13 protein-coding genes and 1 pseudogene are annotated in these 17,252 nt (G+C 51.5%); 10 read left to right on the top strand and 4 right to left on the bottom strand.

Annotation, left to right across the window (positions count from 1 at the left end):
* A pseudogene (locus AACR77_RS16900) lies at nt 1-289 on the top strand (efflux RND transporter periplasmic adaptor subunit); the annotation flags it as partial.
* A gap of 66 nt (nt 290-355) precedes the next feature.
* Here the strand turns inward: AACR77_RS16900 and pyk are convergent.
* Together pyk and AACR77_RS16890 are read right to left on the bottom strand one after the other, a co-directional pair.
* Entirely contained in the window at nt 356-1,795 is a 1,440-nt protein-coding gene (gene pyk / locus AACR77_RS16895) for a pyruvate kinase (RefSeq protein WP_041214849.1), read from the bottom strand.
* Between the two features lie 160 nt (nt 1,796-1,955).
* Complete coding sequence (locus tag AACR77_RS16890) at nt 1,956-2,810, bottom strand: MurR/RpiR family transcriptional regulator (RefSeq protein WP_029314760.1); 855 nt, start codon at nt 2,808-2,810, stop codon at nt 1,956-1,958.
* A 348-nt stretch (nt 2,811-3,158) separates the two neighbouring features.
* Between AACR77_RS16890 and glk the strand changes: the two genes are divergently transcribed.
* Nucleotides 3,159-4,127 (top strand): glucokinase, encoded by a 969-nt coding sequence (glk, locus tag AACR77_RS16885; protein ID WP_039041241.1) that lies wholly within the window; start codon nt 3,159-3,161, stop codon nt 4,125-4,127.
* A gap of 370 nt (nt 4,128-4,497) precedes the next feature.
* On the opposite strand, the gene AACR77_RS16880 is transcribed toward glk, so the two are convergent.
* Nucleotides 4,498-5,868, bottom strand: a complete 1,371-nt coding sequence (locus AACR77_RS16880) for an ATP-binding protein (RefSeq protein WP_406569372.1) — start codon at nt 5,866-5,868, stop codon at nt 4,498-4,500.
* A gap of 11 nt (nt 5,869-5,879) precedes the next feature.
* Nucleotides 5,880-6,554 (bottom strand): response regulator, encoded by a 675-nt coding sequence (locus AACR77_RS16875; RefSeq protein WP_041207018.1) that lies wholly within the window; start codon nt 6,552-6,554, stop codon nt 5,880-5,882.
* Between the two features lie 937 nt (nt 6,555-7,491).
* Between AACR77_RS16875 and rfbB the strand changes: the two genes are divergently transcribed.
* The 8 genes from rfbB to AACR77_RS16835 all read left to right on the top strand — a co-directional run bounded on the left by rfbB (nt 7,492) and on the right by AACR77_RS16835 (nt 17,022).
* The gene (rfbB, locus tag AACR77_RS16870) at nt 7,492-8,577 is read left to right on the top strand and encodes a dTDP-glucose 4,6-dehydratase (protein ID WP_042877774.1); all 1,086 of its coding nucleotides are present in this window, start codon (nt 7,492-7,494) and stop codon (nt 8,575-8,577) included.
* Nucleotides 8,577-9,464: a dTDP-4-dehydrorhamnose reductase gene (gene rfbD, locus AACR77_RS16865; protein WP_042877771.1), complete on the top strand. Its 888-nt coding sequence runs from the start codon at nt 8,577-8,579 to the stop codon at nt 9,462-9,464. The genes rfbB and rfbD overlap by 1 nt, the downstream gene beginning before the upstream one ends.
* 114 nt (nt 9,465-9,578) lie before the next feature.
* Nucleotides 9,579-10,457, top strand: coding sequence for a glucose-1-phosphate thymidylyltransferase RfbA (rfbA, locus tag AACR77_RS16860; protein ID WP_042877769.1), 879 nt, complete (start codon nt 9,579-9,581; stop codon nt 10,455-10,457).
* Nucleotides 10,458-10,518: 61 nt separating this feature from the next.
* Nucleotides 10,519-11,061, top strand: a complete 543-nt coding sequence (rfbC, locus tag AACR77_RS16855; RefSeq protein ID WP_039041246.1) for a dTDP-4-dehydrorhamnose 3,5-epimerase — start codon at nt 10,519-10,521, stop codon at nt 11,059-11,061.
* A gap of 83 nt (nt 11,062-11,144) precedes the next feature.
* Complete coding sequence (locus tag AACR77_RS16850) at nt 11,145-11,963, top strand: ABC transporter permease (protein WP_039041247.1); 819 nt, start codon at nt 11,145-11,147, stop codon at nt 11,961-11,963.
* A complete protein-coding gene (locus tag AACR77_RS16845; RefSeq protein WP_042877767.1) occupies nt 11,953-13,269 on the top strand; it encodes an ABC transporter ATP-binding protein in 1,317 nt (438 codons plus the stop codon). Before AACR77_RS16850 ends, AACR77_RS16845 begins: the two co-directional genes overlap by 11 nt.
* 17 nt (nt 13,270-13,286) lie before the next feature.
* Nucleotides 13,287-14,804, top strand: coding sequence for a GT99 family glycosyltransferase N-terminal domain-containing protein (locus tag AACR77_RS16840; RefSeq protein WP_410488156.1), 1,518 nt, complete (start codon nt 13,287-13,289; stop codon nt 14,802-14,804).
* Nucleotides 14,805-14,808: 4 nt separating this feature from the next.
* Nucleotides 14,809-17,022, top strand: a complete 2,214-nt coding sequence (locus AACR77_RS16835; RefSeq protein ID WP_081999259.1) for a glycosyltransferase — start codon at nt 14,809-14,811, stop codon at nt 17,020-17,022.
* The last annotated feature ends 230 nt before the right edge of the window (nt 17,023-17,252 follow it).

The following is a 17,252-nucleotide window of genomic DNA, read 5'->3' as shown; positions in this document are numbered from 1 at the left end:
GGGCACGTTCATCATCGGCTCGCCAGTGCGGGTGGCGCTGCCGATGGGAGAGCAGCACACCATGCTGCTGCCTCGGGATGCCCTGGTGCTCGGCACCGAGGGGAGCGTGGTCTATCAGGTGGAGCAGCGCGGCGAGGCGCTCACGGTGAATCGGGTGCCGGTCACCGTGCTCTTTGGGGACAGCCGGGAGGTGGCGGTGAGTGGCGCCCTCAAGCAGGGAGACAAGGTGGTGGTGCGCGGCGCCGGCAGCCTGCAGGATGGGGACAAGGTGGAGCTGTTTCGCGGTTGAGCCTGGGCTGGCCCCATAAAAAACGGCTCCTGCGGGAGCCGTTTTTGTTGCAGGGAGGAGGGGCGATTACTCGACCATCATCACCTTGCAGGTGTTGGTGCTGCCGACGGTTTCCATCTTGTCGCCGTGGGTGAGCAATACCATGTCGCCGCTTTGCAGCAGTCCCTTGGCCTTGAGCACGTCCAGCGCGTCGCGGCACACCTCGTAGACCGGCTTGGTTTCGTCGCCATCAAACAGCACGGGGGTGACGCCGCGGTAGAGGTTGGCCCAGGCCAGGGTCTTGTTGTGAGGAGACATGGCGAAGATGGGCAGGCCGGAGCTGATGCGGGACATCAGCAGCGGGGTGGTGCCCGACTCGGTCAGTGCCACGATCGCCTTGACCCCTTCCAGGTGGTTGGCCGCATACATGGTGGACATGGCCACCGCCTCTTCCACCGAGGTGAAGGTGTAGCTCATGCGGTGGTTGGAGACGTTCAGGCTCGGGTGCTTCTCGGCGCCCACACAGACGCTGGCCATGGAGGTCACGGTCTCGATGGGGAACTGGCCGGCGGCGGTCTCGGCGGAGAGCATCACCGCATCGGTACCGTCCAGCACGGCGTTGGCCACGTCCATGACTTCGGCACGGGTCGGGAGCGGCGCGTTGATCATGGACTCCATCATCTGGGTCGCGGTGATGACCACGCGATTCAGGCGACGGGAGTGGCGAATGAGCTTCTTCTGTACACCCACCAGTTCGGGGTCGCCGATTTCGACACCCAGGTCACCACGGGCCACCATGACGGCATCGGAGCCAAGGATGATGTCTTCCATCGCCTCGTCGCTGGCGACGGTCTCGGCGCGCTCGACCTTGGCCACGATCTTGGCGTTGGAGCCAGCTTCGCGGGCCAGTTCGCGGGCGTAGCGCAGATCATCGCCGCTGCGGGGGAAGGAGACCGCCAGGTAGTCCACGTTCATGCGGGCGGCGGTCTTGATGTCTTCCTTGTCCTTCTCGGTCAGGGCTGGGGCGGAGAGGCCGCCACCTTTCTTGTTGATGCCCTTGTTGTTGGAGAGAGGGCCGGCCACGGTCACCGTGGTGTGGATGCGGGTGCCTTCGACCTGCTCGACCTTCAGTTGCACGCGGCCATCGTCCAGCAGCAGGATGTCACCGGATACCACGTCCTGCGGCAGGCTCTTGTAGTCGATGCCGACCTGCTCCTGGCAGCCTTCTCCCTTGCCGAGGGCGGCATCGAGAATGAACTTGTCACCGATGGCGAGGTAGATCTTGCCATCCTTGAAGGTGGAGACGCGGATCTTGGGGCCTTGCAGATCGCCCATGATGGCCACGTGGCGGCCCAGCTTGGCGGCGATGTCACGCACCTGGTTGGCGCGCTGGATATGATCTTCAGGAGTGCCGTGGGAGAAGTTCATCCGCACCATGTCGGCACCGGCGCGAATGATCCCCTCGAGAATGCCGTCGCGATCGGTCGCCGGACCGAGTGTGGTAACAATCTTTGTACGTCTTGGCATGAAAGACTCCAATGTGAAGTTGATATGACTTGAAATACTGCCCCGTCAAGCATGTGGCATGGCGCCAACTGGCAGGCCATCTGGGTGGCCTTGTTTGATTGAATTTCGATACTACACCAAGCCCGTTGGCATAGACAGTCGGGGGCGGACCCCCGAATGATCAGGAGGAGTGCGGGGTATCAAAGCGGGATTCGCGCAAACCTTCTTTGACTTTCTTCAGGTTTTCGCGAAATTTCATGCCACGGCGCAGGGTAAAACCGGTGGCCAGCACGTCCACCAGGGCGAGTTGGGCGATGCGCGAGGCCATGGGCATGTAGACGTCGGTGTCTTCCGGCACGTCCATGGAGAGCACCAGATTGCATTCGCGGGCCAGGGGAGAGTCCTTGGCGGTCATGCCGATGACGGTGGCATCGTTTTCCCGGGCCAGCGCGGCAATTTCCACCAGGGCCTTGGTGCGGCCGGTGTGGGAGATGAGGACCACCACGTCCCCTTCACTGCTGTTGATGCAGCTCATGCGCATCATGACGATGTCATCGAAGCTCACGACGGGGATATTGAAGCGGAAGAACTTGTTCTGGGCATCCCGGGCGACGGCGGAGGAGGCGCCCAGACCAAAGAAGCTGATCTTCTTGGACTGGGTCAGAATATCGACGCAGCGGTTGATGGCCGAGATGTCCAGGCTGTTCTTGGCGGCATCGAGGCAGGCCATGGTGGATTCGAAGATCTTGGCGGTATAGGTATCCGGGCCGTCTTCCGCTTCCACGTGGCGGTTCACATAAGGGGTGCCGTTGGCCAGGCTCTGGGCCAGGTGCAGCTTGAAATCGGGAAAACCCTTGGTATCGAGGCGACGGCAGAAACGGTTGACGGTCGGTTCGCTCACATCGGCCAGCTTGGCCAGGGTAGCAATGCTGGAGTGAATGGCGGTCTGGGGTGAGGCCAGGATCACTTCAGCCACCTTACGCTCTGATTTACTGAAACTTTCCAGATTGTTCGTAATTTTATCGAGGGTATTCATCATTACCACCAGGCATTTTTGTAATTTAACTTCAGTGTCTGTGCACTAAATTCACAGCTCAAGCAGGTTTCCAGTCTCCGCGATGACTATACAAGACAAGCGCTTATCGGAACTAATCTCGGCCCTGCAAAGTATGACTCATGTCTAATAATTTCGTGTTTTTAGTTGCAAACTTCCATTTGCGTCTTGAAAACGCTTACAAATGTTGCAAAGCAACAACACTGTGAGCGGGCGCACACTTGTCTGCATAAATCGCGCAGCCCGGCTGCGGGCTCGAGTAGTATTGCAGCCAAATAATAATGTCGGGACGGTAAGGGCCGCCCCGAGTCGGTAACGAAGGAGTTTGTTATGCAGCATACCCATGCGCTGGTGGGCGACGTTGGCGGTACCAATGCCCGGCTGGCCCTCTGCGAACTGGCGACGGGCGCCATTTCTCAGGCAAAAACCTATTCGGGGCTGGCCCATCCCAGCCTGGAGGCCGTGGTGCGCCTCTATCTCGAAGAGCACGATGCCACCGTGGGCGAGGCGTGCATCGCCATCGCCTGTCCCATCAATGGTGACTGGGTCGCCATGACCAACCACAGCTGGGAGTTCTCCATCCGCGAGATGCAGGCCAACCTCGGCCTTGCGCGCCTGCAGGTGATCAACGATTTCACTGCCGTCTCCATGGCGGTGCCCGTGCTCGGCGAGAGCGATCGCATCCAGCTCGGGGGCGCGGCTCCGGTAGCCGGCAAGCCCATCGCCATCTATGGCGCAGGGACCGGCCTTGGCGTCGCCCACCTGGTGCAGGCCGGTGAGCAGTGGCTGAGCCTGCCGGGTGAGGGCGGTCACGTGGACTTCGCCGCCAACACGGAAGAGGAAGATGCGGTGCTGCAGGTGATGCGCGGCGAGCTGGGCCATGTGTCGGCGGAGCGTTTCCTCTCGGGCCCCGGGCTCGTCAATCTCTATCGCGGCCTGGTCAAATCCGATGGCCGCGAGCCCGAACCCTTTGCCCCCAAGGACATCACCGAGCGCGCGCTGGCGGGGGATTGCCTCGATTGCCGTCGCACCTTGAGCCTGTTCTGCGTGCTCATGGGCCGCTTTGCCGGCAACCTGGCCCTCAACATGGGCACCTTCGGCGGTGTCTACATCGCCGGTGGCATAGTGCCGCGCTTCCAGGAGTTCTTCATCGGATCGGGCTTTCGGGTCGCCTTCGAGGACAAGGGGCGCTTCAAGCCTTATCTCAAAGACATTCCGGTCTTCCTCATCACCCATGAAGGGCCGGGGCTGCTCGGGGCGGGAGCTTATCTGCGCCAGTCCCTCGGGATCCGTCTCTGAGCCTTGCCAGGGTGAACATGGTTCAGTCCCGATTCAGTGACCGGGGCGTAAAGTGAACCTACGTACTCAAGAGGACGGGGCTTCATAGGGAATTGAAACCGGTCTTCATCCGCTGGGTGCGCATTGTCACCTGACAAGCCTGAACTGTTTTACCGGCCCTCGCGGCCGGTTTTTTTATGCCTGCCGTTTCTGCGCGAGCATGGGGGCTGAGGGGAGCGGCAGGCCAGCTTCTGATGGGGGCGCAAGCTCGTCAGCCTCGCTGCCATGTGCTTGGCCTGGTCGAGGCATAAGGAGTGAGGTGTGAGACATGGAAAGCACCGGGATGGCAACGCCCGAATGCGGCAGGAGCCAGGTACTGGCTCCTGCGCTGTCAGGGGAGGGTGATGTGGAATCTCGCGCCGCCGAGTGGGGAGTCATCCACCCGGATCTCGCCGCCGTAGCTGTGCACGATTTCGGTCACCACGGCGAGGCCAATCCCCTGGCCGGGGGAGCTGTCAGCCCGCACGCCGCGCTGGAAGATCTGCTGCGATTTGCCGGGGGCGATGCCGGGGCCGTCGTCTTCCACCACGATGAGCAGGCCGCTCTCCCGGTGGCGGACATGAACCCGGATCTCGCTGATGGCAAACTTGCAGGCGTTGTCCAGCAGGTTGCCCATCAGCTCCATCAGATCGCCCTGCTCGCCGTGAAAGAAGACATCGTCGTCAAACTGGAAGCCGGTCTGCAGCTTCTTGTGGCGATAGACCTTGGCGAGGCTGGCCAGCAGCTTCTCGATGAGGGGAACCGGTTCGGTGCCCTTGCTCGCGAGGCGCTTTCGCCCGGTGACGGCGCGGCGCAACTGGTACTGGATGATCTGATCCATGGTGGTGATCTGTTCATTGATGTTGTCATGGATGTCGTGGCCGAGCTTGAGCTCCTGGGCGGTGATCTGGATGAGCGCCAGCCGGGTTTTCAGGCTGTGGGCGAGATCGTTGAGGGCGTGCTGGTAGCGCTGGGTCTGCTGGCGTTCGTTCTCCAGCAACTGGTTGACCGAGCTTGTCAGGGGGGTCAGCTCGCGCTCGTAGTCGTTTGACAGCGCCTCTCGCGTACCGGCGCGGATCTCGTCAATCTGGCGCGCCATGGTGCGCAGGGAGGAGAGGCTCCAGAAACTGGTGAGCAGCAACAGAGCGCCCAGCAGACAGTAGGCGAGCAGCGCCTGGCGAATGCAGCGGTAGAGGTAATCGCGGGTCTGGGCCTGATAGCGCCGGGCGGAATCGACCATCACCACGTAGTAGGTGGTGGGGCCAGCGCCATGATTGCGCAGGAAACGCAGGCTGTAGATGAAGTAGCTCTCGCCGTTCTTGATGGTATGCAGCTTGAAGAAATAGTCCTGATCCAGTCCCCCCAGGTATCTCATCAGATCCCGGCAGATGGTCTCCTTGATGGAGACCACCTCCGGCATGTGGAGGCTGGACCAGCTCAGCTCCCCGTCGGCGCGGCAGATCAGGGTGTCGAGATTGGGGTCGATGGCATCCGGGGTGAGCTTGCCAAGATCCGTCATGGCATGGGGCTCCGGCTGCTTGGACGAGAACAGCTTGGAGAGGTTCTCCTGCATGCGGACACTGGCTTTCTGGGCCTGCTCCTCGGCATGGCCGAGGTAGAGGATGTAGACGGAGAAGGCCATGATGAGCGCGATGACCAGCATGGCACTCAGCATCAGCTTGAGGTGCAGGGAGCGGCGGATCAGGGTCAGGGGATGCATCATGGCAAGGCGCATCAGCTGCAGGCGAGGTTGAAGATGTAGCCCTGGCGGCGGATGGTGGAGATGGGCTGGATGCTCCCTTCCGGATCCAGTTTTTTGCGAAGCCGGCTCACCATCACCTCGATGGTGTTGGGATCCCCTTCACCATCCCCATAGAGCTGATCCAGCAACTGCTGTTTGGAGACCACCTGACGGGCATTTCGCATCAGGTATTCCAGGATCAGATATTCGAAACTGGTCAGCACGGTGACCTCGCCGGCGATGGTCAGCTCCTTGCGGGAGAGATCCAGCTCGTAGTCACCCGCCTTCACTCTGGGGGAGATGAAGCCGGCGCTGCGGCGTACCAGCGCATTGAGGCGGGCCAGCAGCTCGTCCTTCTGGAAGGGTTTGACCAGGTAGTCGTCCGCCCCGGCCTCCAGTCCTTCCACCTTGTCCTGCCAGTTGCCTCTGGCCGTCAGCACAATGATGGGAAAGGGGATCTGCTGCTCGCGCAGGCGGGTGATGAGCTGAAGGCCATCCATGTCAGGCAGGCCCAGATCGATGATGGCGACATCGATGGGGTAGTCGGCTGCGTAGTGTAGCGCCACCTGGGCATTGTCCGTGCTGTAAACCTGGTTCTGGGCCTCGGTCAACAGGGTGGAGAGGTGGTGATTGAGCAGCTTGTCGTCTTCAACCAGTAGGATTTTCATAAGATGCATGATGATGAGGGTCCAGGCTGTCAATTAGAGGGTCAACAAGAGGGAGAGTCAATCCGGATCCTACCTGACCCCGCTGTATCGGGACTGAATCATCCCAGACTGAACTCCTCAATAGAGTGTTTAATAAGATGTCAAAACACTGTGACACGAAGCGATTTACATACGGTGACAGCAGTATGCGACCGTTATGATCGCAGTGGAGGGGCAGTAAGGTACGTTAATGAGTCAACAGAAGAGCACACTCTTGATCTCTTGGCGCTATCCTAACAATCTGATGCCCACGAATGAGGTGATAAGAGCACACTGACAGACATATTTTTTCTATTCTTCATCGAAAGGTGTCACTAGAGGATTATCAGTAAAAATACTGGTGACATTGAAGTCAGTAGGTTAATAGGAATGCTGTTGAATCCTTACCCTATCGAGTGCCTTTTGCACCTTTTGACTATTCACCCTTGGGTTAAACAAGATAGAATCTGACCCGCGATCGGGTTTAGGGCGCAAAAAGCCCAAGATGTGAGCAATGTAGGTTCCGGACAGCCTAGTAAGGTAATGGAATGCTTAAGAATTGTTAAACATCAATCAAAACAAGAAGCTGGAGGATCTGATGGCCAACAGCACGGACAAGAAGGTTAAAATCAGCATATTGGGAGCTGTAACCCAAGGGCGGTAGCGTTTCACTTTGTTGACTATGTCATCTTTTTCATAATTACCCTCCCCACCAAATTTATCAAATAAGAATTATTTACAAGTCGTATCGCTAGAAATTATGCAGAAAAATTAACCAAGCTTAGTTTCAGTGATATATCTGTGTGCTAGACGATTTAGTCATCAGTGTAGGCGCTTCGCAAACCTACCGTGAAAATCTTCTACGCAAGCGTCAAACAATGTCTTGTCATTTCGTTATCTTGAAATCGGGAACCTTTCAATGAAGATCCTTGTGACTGGTGGTGCCGGCTTTATCGGTTCAGCCGTTGTTCGCCATATCATCCAGCATACCCAAGACTCAGTTGTCAACCTCGACAAGCTGACCTATGCAGGCAACCTGGAATCCCTGGCTGAGGTCTCGGGCAGCGATCGTTACGCGTTCGAGCAGGTCGACATCTGCAGCCGCGTCGAACTGGATCGGGTGTTTGCTACCCATCAACCGGATGCCGTGATGCACTTGGCCGCCGAGAGTCACGTTGATCGCTCTATCACAGGCCCCGCCGACTTCATCGAGACCAATATCGTCGGCACCTATATGATGCTGGAAGCGGCCCGCGCCTATTGGAACGGTCTGGACGAGGCGCGCAAGACGGCCTTCCGCTTCCACCATATTTCCACCGACGAGGTGTATGGCGATCTGCCACATCCGGATGAAGCGTCTGCTGGTGAACCCTTGCCACTCTTCACTGAAACGACGCCCTACGCCCCCAGCAGCCCCTATTCTGCCTCCAAGGCTTCCAGTGACCATCTGGTGCGCGCCTGGCGCCGTACCTACGGCATGCCCACCATCGTCACCAACTGCTCCAACAACTACGGCCCGTACCATTTCCCCGAGAAACTGATCCCGTTGGTGATCCTCAATGCGTTGGATGGTAAGCCGCTGCCGGTCTATGGCAAGGGCGACCAAATTCGCGATTGGCTCTATGTGGAAGACCACGCACGCGCGCTCTACAAGGTGGTGACCACGGGCTTGGTCGGGGAGACCTACAACATCGGCGGTCATAACGAGAAGCAGAATCTGGAGGTGGTACACACCATCTGCGATCTGCTGGACGAGATGGTGCCGAAGGCGGGCTCTTATCGTGAGCAAATCACCTATGTGGCGGATCGCCCTGGCCATGATCGCCGTTATGCCATCGATGCCAGCAAGATGAGCAGTGAGCTCGCATGGCAGCCGCAAGAAACTTTCGAATCTGGCATTCGCAAAACTGTGCAGTGGTATCTGGATAACGAACAGTGGGTCAACAACGTCAAGAGCGGTGCCTACCAATCCTGGATTGAGCAGAATTACGGGGAGCGTGCCTGATGCATATTCTGCTGTTTGGCAAAAACGGTCAGGTCGGTTGGGAGCTGCAGCGTGCACTCGCACCGCTGGGCCGCATCACTGCCGTTGATTTTGACTCCACCGATTATTGTGGCGATTTCAGCAACCCGGCAGGGGTGGCCGACACGGTACGTCTGGTCAAGCCGGACGTGATTGTCAACGCCGCAGCCCACACCGCAGTCGACAAGGCGGAGAGTGAGCGGGAATTTGCCGAGATGCTCAACGCGACCAGTGTGGCGGCGATCGCCAAAGAAGCGGAAGCATTGGGTGCCTGGCTGGTGCATTACTCCACCGACTATGTGTTCGATGGCAGCGGTGAGCGTCCCTGGGTGGAAACCGATGCAACTGCACCGCTCAACGTCTACGGTGAAACCAAGTTGGCAGGGGAACAGGGGGCGGCTCTCTGCGCTCGTCACCTGATCTTCCGCACCAGCTGGGTCTACGCCGCCCGTGGAGCCAACTTTGCCAAGACAATGCTGCGCTTTGGCAAAGAGCGTAGCGAGATGTCGGTCATCAATGACCAGTTCGGCGCCCCGACCGGTGCCGAGTTACTGGCCGATTGCACCGCCCATGCGATCCGCGTGGCGCAGAGCAGACCCGAGGTTGCCGGGCTGTACCATCTGATTGCCTCCGGTACCACCACCTGGTTTGACTACGCCCAATTGGTGTTTGCCAAAGCCAGAGAGGCTGGCGTTGATCTGGCGGTCACGCAACTCAATGCAGTGCCGACCAGCGCCTTCCCGACCCCTGCCAAACGCCCCCATAACTCCCGCCTTGATAACGACAAATTCCAGCGCACCTTTGATCTGGTACTGCCGGACTGGACCGTCGGCGTGGAGCGGATGTTGACCGAGATCCTCAGCAAGTAAATCCCTGGTCAGGGATGTGTTGAGTGCATCCCTGGCTGGCAAGAGATAAAACGTAAAAGGTGTAGCTGCAAGCCACCTTTTTCTTTTGCAATTTAAAAATAAGAAACAAGCATCATGACCAAACGTAAAGGCATCATTCTGGCCGGTGGCTCAGGCACCCGTCTCTATCCGGTGACCATGGCGGTGAGCAAGCAACTGTTGCCTATCTATGACAAGCCGATGATCTACTACCCGCTCAGCACCCTGATGCTGGCGGGCATTCGCGATATTCTGATCATCAGCACGCCGCAAGATACCCCCCGTTTTGAGCAATTGCTGGGTGACGGCAGTCAGTGGGGCCTGAATTTGCAGTACAAGGTGCAGCCAAGTCCGGACGGGTTGGCACAAGCCTTTATTCTGGGTGAAGAGTTTATCGGGTCAGACCCCTGTGCGCTGGTGCTGGGGGACAACATCTTCTATGGCCACGACCTGCAGAAACAGTTGGCGGCGGCAGCGGCCAAAGAGAGTGGTGCTACCGTCTTTGCCTACCATGTGCATGACCCCGAGCGTTATGGGGTGGTGGAATTTGATAAAGAGGGTACCGCTATCTCGCTGGAAGAGAAGCCGTTGGAGCCCAAGAGCAACTATGCGGTCACCGGCCTCTATTTCTACGACAACAGCGTTGTTGAGATTGCCAAGCGCCTGAAGCCGTCACCGCGTGGTGAGCTGGAAATCACCGATGTGAACCGTATCTACCTGGAGCAAGGCAATCTGTCGGTGGCGATGATGGGGCGTGGCTATGCCTGGCTGGATACCGGTACCCATGAAAGCATGATAGAAGCGAGCAACTTTATTCAGACTATCGAGACGCGCCAGGGATTGAAGGTGGCGTGTCCTGAAGAGATCGCCTATCGCCAAAAGTTTATCAGTGCTGACCAGATACGTGAGCTTGCAGCGCCGCTGGCGAAAAATGCATATGGCCAATATTTGTTAAGAATGGTTGCTAACGCCTGATGTGATATGGGGGGAGGAATGTTGTTCCCCCATAAAAACTGGATCAAATGTGGGTAAACAGATGAACGTAATCAAAACAGCAATTCCTGACGTGCTTATTTTTGAGCCAAAAGTATTTGGTGATGAGCGTGGATTTTTCTTTGAGAGCTTCAACCACAAGTTGTTTGAAGAGGCAGTAGGATATCCTGTGAGTTTTGTGCAGGATAATCACTCCAAATCGTCGAAAGGGGTATTGCGTGGCTTACATTATCAATTGTCTCCCCATGCCCAGGGCAAGCTGGTGCGCTGTGTTGCAGGTGAAGTGTTTGATGTGGCGGTAGATATCCGCAAAAGCTCTCCAACCTTTGGACAGTGGGTTGGGGTTCACTTGTCAGGTGAGAATAAGCGACAGTTGTGGATCCCGGAAGGGTTTGCACACGGTTTTGTAACTCTGAGCGAGACGGCGGAGTTTTTGTATAAAACGACTAATTATTATCATCCTGAAAGTGACAGAAGTCTATTCTGGAAAGATCCAGACTTGAGCATTGATTGGCCATTAGATAAACCTATTCTTTCAAAAAAAGATGAGAATGCCTTTTCATTTCACAAGGCTGAAATTTTTTAATTTTGTATCAGCATGAATAGAACTATGTAGATGTTCTAGCTATATGGTAAGAGGTTTATTTTGGTTTCTTCTCAAGGGTAATTATGAACCGAGATAGTAGTATATCCCCCGTCCGTATCTTATCGATTTTAAAAAACCGCCATTTGATTATGACGTTAGTTCGCCGCGAAGTTGCAGCGAGATATCGTGGTTCACTTTTTGGAAATTTGTGGGCTTTATTTACTCCACTTTTTATGTTGGCAGTTTACACATTCATATTTAGCGTGGTATTCAAAGCTCGCTGGAGTGGTGGTAGTGATTCTCGTAGTGAATTTGCATTGGTGCTTTTTGCCGGTCTAATGGTCTTCAATCTATTTTCAGAGTGTTTTAATCGTGCTCCACGATTGATTCTTGAAAATGTCAACTATGTCAAGAAAGTGGTGTTTCCACTCGATATACTGCCGTGGGTCGCATTGGGCAGTGCTATGATAAATATGTTTATTAGCTTTATGGTATGGCTTACTTTCTATGCTATTGCTATTGGTACACCACCCATTACTGTTCTACTTTTTCCGATAGTAATTATCCCGCTCATTTTCTTTATAATGGGAATTTCATGGGCACTTGCAGCAATGGGGGTTTACTTACGTGACCTTTCTCAATTGGTAGGCGTTATCAGTACCATATTGATGTTCCTCTCTCCTATATTTTATCCTATTGAAGCATTACCTGAAGAGTACCGCCACTGGTTGAATATCAACCCACTTACTCCTGTTATTGCACAAGTACGTGATGTGCTTTACTGGGGGAAAATGCCTTATTGGAAAGAATACGGCATGACATTGATTGTCGCAACGGTAGTTATGTATGCAGGATTTGCCTTGTTCCAAAAAACGCGTAAGGGGTTTGCCGATGTGCTCTGACAAAGTGGCAATTGAAGTTCATGGGCTAAGCAAATGCTATCAAGTGTATGGGCAACCTGTCGATCGACTCAAACAGTTCGTTTTCCCGCGTGTGTTGCGATTATTTCGACGTGCCTCAAAGCAGTACTTTCGTGAGTTTTGGGCTCTGCAATCAATTAACTTCACGATAAAGAAAGGGGAAACCGTTGGTATTATTGGTCATAATGGAGCCGGAAAGTCTACATTGCTACAACTGATATGCGGCACTCTAAATCCTTCTCATGGTGAAATTAGTGTTAATGGGCGTATTGCTGCATTGCTTGAGCTGGGGGCTGGATTTAATCCGGAGTTCAGTGGGCGTGATAATGTCTATCTCAATGCCAGTGTCCTGGGATTGAGTAAAGAGGATATTGATGCAAGGTTTGATGAAATCGCTCGTTTTGCCGACATTGGCGATTTTATGGAGCAACCCGTCAAGACCTATTCCAGTGGTATGTATGTCCGTCTTGCGTTTGCAGTACAAGCATGTATCGACCCGGAGATATTGATTGTAGATGAAGCACTTGCAGTTGGGGACATAGGTTTTCAGTACAAATGTTTCAAGCGAATGGAAGCCCTTAAAGCCAAGGGAGTGACTATTCTCATGGTGACGCACTCGACTGGTAGTATTCTAGAGTATGCCGATAGATGCCTGGTTATGGAAGGAGGGCGCCTGATTGGTGATACTACGGATGTCTTAGCAGCAGTCATGGCGTATGAAAAAGGGATGATATTGTCGGAAGAAAAAGCAGAGTCATCTTCATCAGTAGCAAGGGAAAATGACGGAGAATGTCCATCTCAATCGCTCTTAATTGAGAAGCAAAAAAATGAAGCAAATATGGTGCTGGGTGAAAAACGATTTGGCTCTGCCCGCGCCATAATAGCAAGTCTGACAATATTAAAAAATGATGGAACACCTTATCATGAAGAGCCGTTAGTGAAATCTGGGGAGACTTTAACACTACGCTTTGAGCTCTTGGCGTGTGAGGTTATTGAAGATGTAGTGCTCGGACTTTCTTTGAGTCGGACTCAAGGTGGGGATATATGGGGGGATAACAATATTGCTGCCGGCCATTCTCTCACTTTGAAACCAGGTCGCCAAATAGTGACTTATCAAGTTACTTTACCAATCAATAGTGGTGATTATTTACTGCACTGTGGGTTGGCCTCCCTCAGAGGAGGAATGCGTGAAGAACTTGATCAGCGCCGGCCAATGCGTGCGGTCAAGTTCTGGTCTGCCCGAGAATTGGGCGGTGTTGTACATGCTCCAATTACTGTTCTGGCCTGAACTCATCGGTATTAACAATGCTAGCAGCCTTTTTACCCCCTTACCCTTTTAGGTCTGTACCAGCACCATATCTGTGGTGTTATTATCGCCTACTGTGTGAATGGGCGACAGAATCTTGTATGTTCATTACAGGGCGCGACTATGTGCGACCTATTGAGCAATGGGAAGACCGCTGGGAGTGCACAAATGATGCTGCAACAAGACTTAACTATGCATTACCCAAAAATACACAGCCTCCACAGCATCATTATGCTTGGTTAGATAAAGGGCGTTTTGACGAATGGTTGAGCATTCATAACAGCAACCCTCTAGCCGTTTTTCGTCATTTCTTATGTGAACGTGATAATGCTTATGAAGCAGAACTTCATGAGATGCTATGTTCTGCACCAAATAAGATTGAAGCTGTAATTACATTTTTAAATGTCCCGTCACTTTCCGCAGTTTGTCAACGACTTGGTATTCCTGTGATTCATCAGGAGTTAGGACCCCTGCGTGGGCATATATATCGTGATACAGCTTACGTTGATTTTCAGGGCGTCAATGGAAATTCTGAAGCTGAAAATCGTGAGTGTGAATTCAGGGGCTGGTCTCTAAATTCTCTAAATGAATTAAAGTTAAATGATCTTCTTTTGTTTTTTTTGAAAGACCCTAGCTTTATTAAAAGTTTGCCAGAGAAAACCTCTGAAATTGGAATAGCACTTCAGGTTGAGGATGATTCCAATTTAGTTGCGTTTGGTAATGGAATGGATAACCAGTCTATTATACTTGCTGCTCGTAACCAAACAGCTACATCAAGTCTGTTGATTCGTCCTCATCCAGGTAGTCTGTTTACGTTACGTGAAGGAATAATGCCAATAGATGAATCGCCAACCAGTCTGGAGTTTGTTGCTCGTTGTAAAAAAATAATGACTATAAATTCCAGTGTCGCACTAGAAGCTCTACTTCTTGGGGTTCCGGTGACAATCTTCGGTGACAGTTCATTATGTCATCTGGCCAAAGAAATACCTCATTCTTTATCTTTGGTCAGGCGTTTGACATTCTATCTTTTTGCTTATTTAGTTCCACGATCATGTCAGTTGTCCCCCCGTTATCTGCGTTTTCGTTTAAGTGAGCCAGGTGAGAAAGCCATCATTGAGTATCATTTGGGTTGTTATATGAGAGATGATGATATGACTTTACCAGAAGAGAGCGCTTTTGAAGATCTTCAAACAAAGCTGATAGCTCAGGTATTGGCAAGTAATCAACTTAGAGTTCATCGTAACGAGAGATTGCAAGCTCTCACTGAACAGGTACATGTGCTATCACAAGAACTCACAGACGTTAATAGGCGACTAGTTGAGGAGGGTGAGGCACACGGGCATGCCATTCAGGTGGTTGAGCAGATTACTGAGCAATTCAATACTCTTTCAAAACAATATTCTGACACTCTTGAAGAGTTACATTTGCGTGATAAAAAAATCAAAGAATGTGATGAGCTTTTAAACAAGATACGTAACAACAGAATATTAAATTTTTATATAAGACGTTTTATTTGAATTTATGAGTGAATTTATGTTAATTAGAAATCTTGACGTTATTATACCTGTGTATCGTGGGCTTGATGAAACTAAAGAGTGTATACTTTCGTTATTGTCTAGTATTCCACAGTGGGCTCAGCTTATAGTCATTAATGATTGCTCCCCCGAGCCTGATTTAACTAATTGGCTTAGACAAGAAGCGAGTAATTTAGGCTTCGAGTTGCATGAAAACAAGGCTAATAAAGGTTTTGTCGGTACAGTAAACTATGGCATGAGCCTGAACAAAGATAGAGACGTACTGTTACTTAACAGTGATGTAGAGGTTTCTAATCTGGATTGGCTTAATAGAATGCGAAAAGCAGCATATAGCCATGATCGGGTTGCAAGCTTAACTCCATTTTCTAATAATGCTACAATATGTAGCTTTCCAAATTTTTGTCAGGACAATGAACTGTATTGTGGTTTGGATGTTAATGCGCTAGATCGTCTTTTCTCTAATCTTCCTCTTGAAAGCGAACTCGTTGAGGTACCTACAGGTGTCGGATTTTGTATGTATATCCGTAGAGATTGCTTAGATTCGGTTGGTTATTTCGATGAACAAACCTTCGGTAAAGGTTATGGAGAGGAAAATGACTGGTGCCAGCGCGCGCACAAGTTGGGGTGGAAGAATTATCATCAATTGAATGTGTTTGCTTACCACAAAGGTGGCGTGAGTTTTCAAGAGGAAGGGGACCCAAGAAAAGCTCGTGCATTAGAGTTACTTAACACATTACATCCTAATTATACTCACGATGTGATGGCATTTATTGCACAAGATCCTGCAAGACAAGCAAGGTTGATGGCTAAGATAAAATACATAGCCGAGACTGGCCTCCCAGTTATCTTAGCTGTTGCACATCACCTCGGTGGTGGAGTTGCTCAACATGTTTCAGAGCTTGCGTCGTATTATTTAGAAAAGGCATGGTTTCTTCGCCTAACTCCCGGTAGCAGAGAAGGATATGTTAATCTTTATTTGAGCGCATTGGACGGTGATAAGACTGATGCATTCGTCTTCAACGTTCACACAGATTATGAATTATTAGTGAGTTTATTACGAGATCTAAGAGTTGGTCGGGTACACTCCCCTCACGGCATGGGGCTGCCGCCACGAACTTGGTTACTGCCTAGTTCGCTAGGCGTATCCTATGACGTGACGATTCATGATTACTATATGCTAAATGGTAATCCAACACTTACAGATCGTTATGGACAATTTGTGAGTGAGGATAATCAAAATCATGATGATGTCTGTAGAGATGCAGCACAGATCAGTGTCTCAGGTGAGGAGTGGCGCAGTGGTATATATCCTTTACTTTCTCGAGCAGAGCGGATTATTTATCCCAGTAGAGATGTATATCAGCGATTTAGCAGGCTATATGGAAATGAAAGTGAGCTATCTAACAAGGCAATTGTAACATACCATCCAGATGCTTATTGTTATTCTGAACCTAAACAGAGTCATAAACCGGGTGATCAGCTTCGTGTACTAATCCTTGGTGCTCTGAGTCGGGAAAAAGGAGCTGATCTATTAGAACAAGTTGCTTTGCTGTGTGATCCAGATAACATAGAGTTCCATCTATTAGGCTATGGCTATCGTCCTTTGCGTGGTGTTGTGAACCATGGTGCATATAGACTGGATCAACTTGAAGAAAAACTTAACAGTATTAAACCTCATGTGGTCTGGTTCCCTGCTTTATGGCCTGAGACATACAGCTATACGCTATCAATTGCGCTTGACCATGAATATCCTGTTGTCTGTCCGAATATTGGTGCTTTTGTCGAGCGTATCGAAAATAGAAATAACTCTTTATTATTACCCTGGAATATCAAACCTATTGATTGTGCTGCATTTTGGCGTGCGTATGCCCAGGGTGCCAAGCTAAGCAATTTCCTTGTTTCAGCTGAAATTTGTGATGAAATAGAGCGAGACGATAATTTCTATCAAGATAAATACCTGAGTGGATTGACAGTATTAACACCTACAGATGGTTCTATTTTGGTCAATAAGTGGAATGAAAAGCTAAGTCTTGCTCCTAGTACTGTACTGTTATCAAGAAAAGAACAACTTTTACAGTATCTATGGAAGGTTAGAAATATGCGTATCGTCAGTTCATTTGCACGTTATATTCCATTTAGATTGCAGAGGGCGATCAAGCGCTTATTGAGTCGAAAACCAATTCACGAAATTATTAAGTGATATGGATTTAAACTATATATAAATATAAGATGTAATTATGTTTGATTTTTGAATGAAGATTAATCATACGGCTCATTATCAGAGAGTAGAGCGCCACGCTAAAACTCTCTGAATTAGCCGTATGGCTATTAAAAATAGGGTGGCTAATAGTATGTTTCCTAAACCCTCACTTCCTGATAATGAGTTATTGAGAGTAAATTCAAGAATAGTATCAGTTTGGAAAATTAGTC

This window comes from Aeromonas sp. ZOR0002 (assembly GCF_963866995.1).
In the GTDB taxonomy this organism is placed as follows: Bacteria; Pseudomonadota; Gammaproteobacteria; order Enterobacterales; family Aeromonadaceae; genus Aeromonas; species Aeromonas caviae.
This window is presented reverse-complemented; position numbering and strand designations above follow the sequence as displayed.

What these genes read in the sequence shown, in the direction of transcription:
- AACR77_RS16875 (WP_041207018.1), bottom strand. Translation starts at nt 6,554, where the DNA reads ATGAAAATCCTACTGGTTGAAGACGACAAGCTGCTCAATCACCACCTC.
- AACR77_RS16840 (WP_410488156.1), top strand. Translation starts at nt 13,287, where the DNA reads ATGCTAGCAGCCTTTTTACCCCCTTACCCTTTTAGGTCTGTACCAGCA.
- pyk (WP_041214849.1), bottom strand. Translation starts at nt 1,795, where the DNA reads ATGCCAAGACGTACAAAGATTGTTACCACACTCGGTCCGGCGACCGAT.
- AACR77_RS16880 (WP_406569372.1), bottom strand. Translation starts at nt 5,868, where the DNA reads ATGATGCATCCCCTGACCCTGATCCGCCGCTCCCTGCACCTCAAGCTG.
- rfbB (WP_042877774.1), top strand. Translation starts at nt 7,492, where the DNA reads ATGAAGATCCTTGTGACTGGTGGTGCCGGCTTTATCGGTTCAGCCGTT.
- rfbD (WP_042877771.1), top strand. Translation starts at nt 8,577, where the DNA reads ATGCATATTCTGCTGTTTGGCAAAAACGGTCAGGTCGGTTGGGAGCTG.
- AACR77_RS16845 (WP_042877767.1), top strand. Translation starts at nt 11,953, where the DNA reads ATGTGCTCTGACAAAGTGGCAATTGAAGTTCATGGGCTAAGCAAATGC.
- glk (WP_039041241.1), top strand. Translation starts at nt 3,159, where the DNA reads ATGCAGCATACCCATGCGCTGGTGGGCGACGTTGGCGGTACCAATGCC.
- AACR77_RS16890 (WP_029314760.1), bottom strand. Translation starts at nt 2,810, where the DNA reads ATGAATACCCTCGATAAAATTACGAACAATCTGGAAAGTTTCAGTAAA.
- AACR77_RS16835 (WP_081999259.1), top strand. Translation starts at nt 14,809, where the DNA reads ATGAGTGAATTTATGTTAATTAGAAATCTTGACGTTATTATACCTGTG.
- rfbC (WP_039041246.1), top strand. Translation starts at nt 10,519, where the DNA reads ATGAACGTAATCAAAACAGCAATTCCTGACGTGCTTATTTTTGAGCCA.
- AACR77_RS16850 (WP_039041247.1), top strand. Translation starts at nt 11,145, where the DNA reads ATGAACCGAGATAGTAGTATATCCCCCGTCCGTATCTTATCGATTTTA.
- rfbA (WP_042877769.1), top strand. Translation starts at nt 9,579, where the DNA reads ATGACCAAACGTAAAGGCATCATTCTGGCCGGTGGCTCAGGCACCCGT.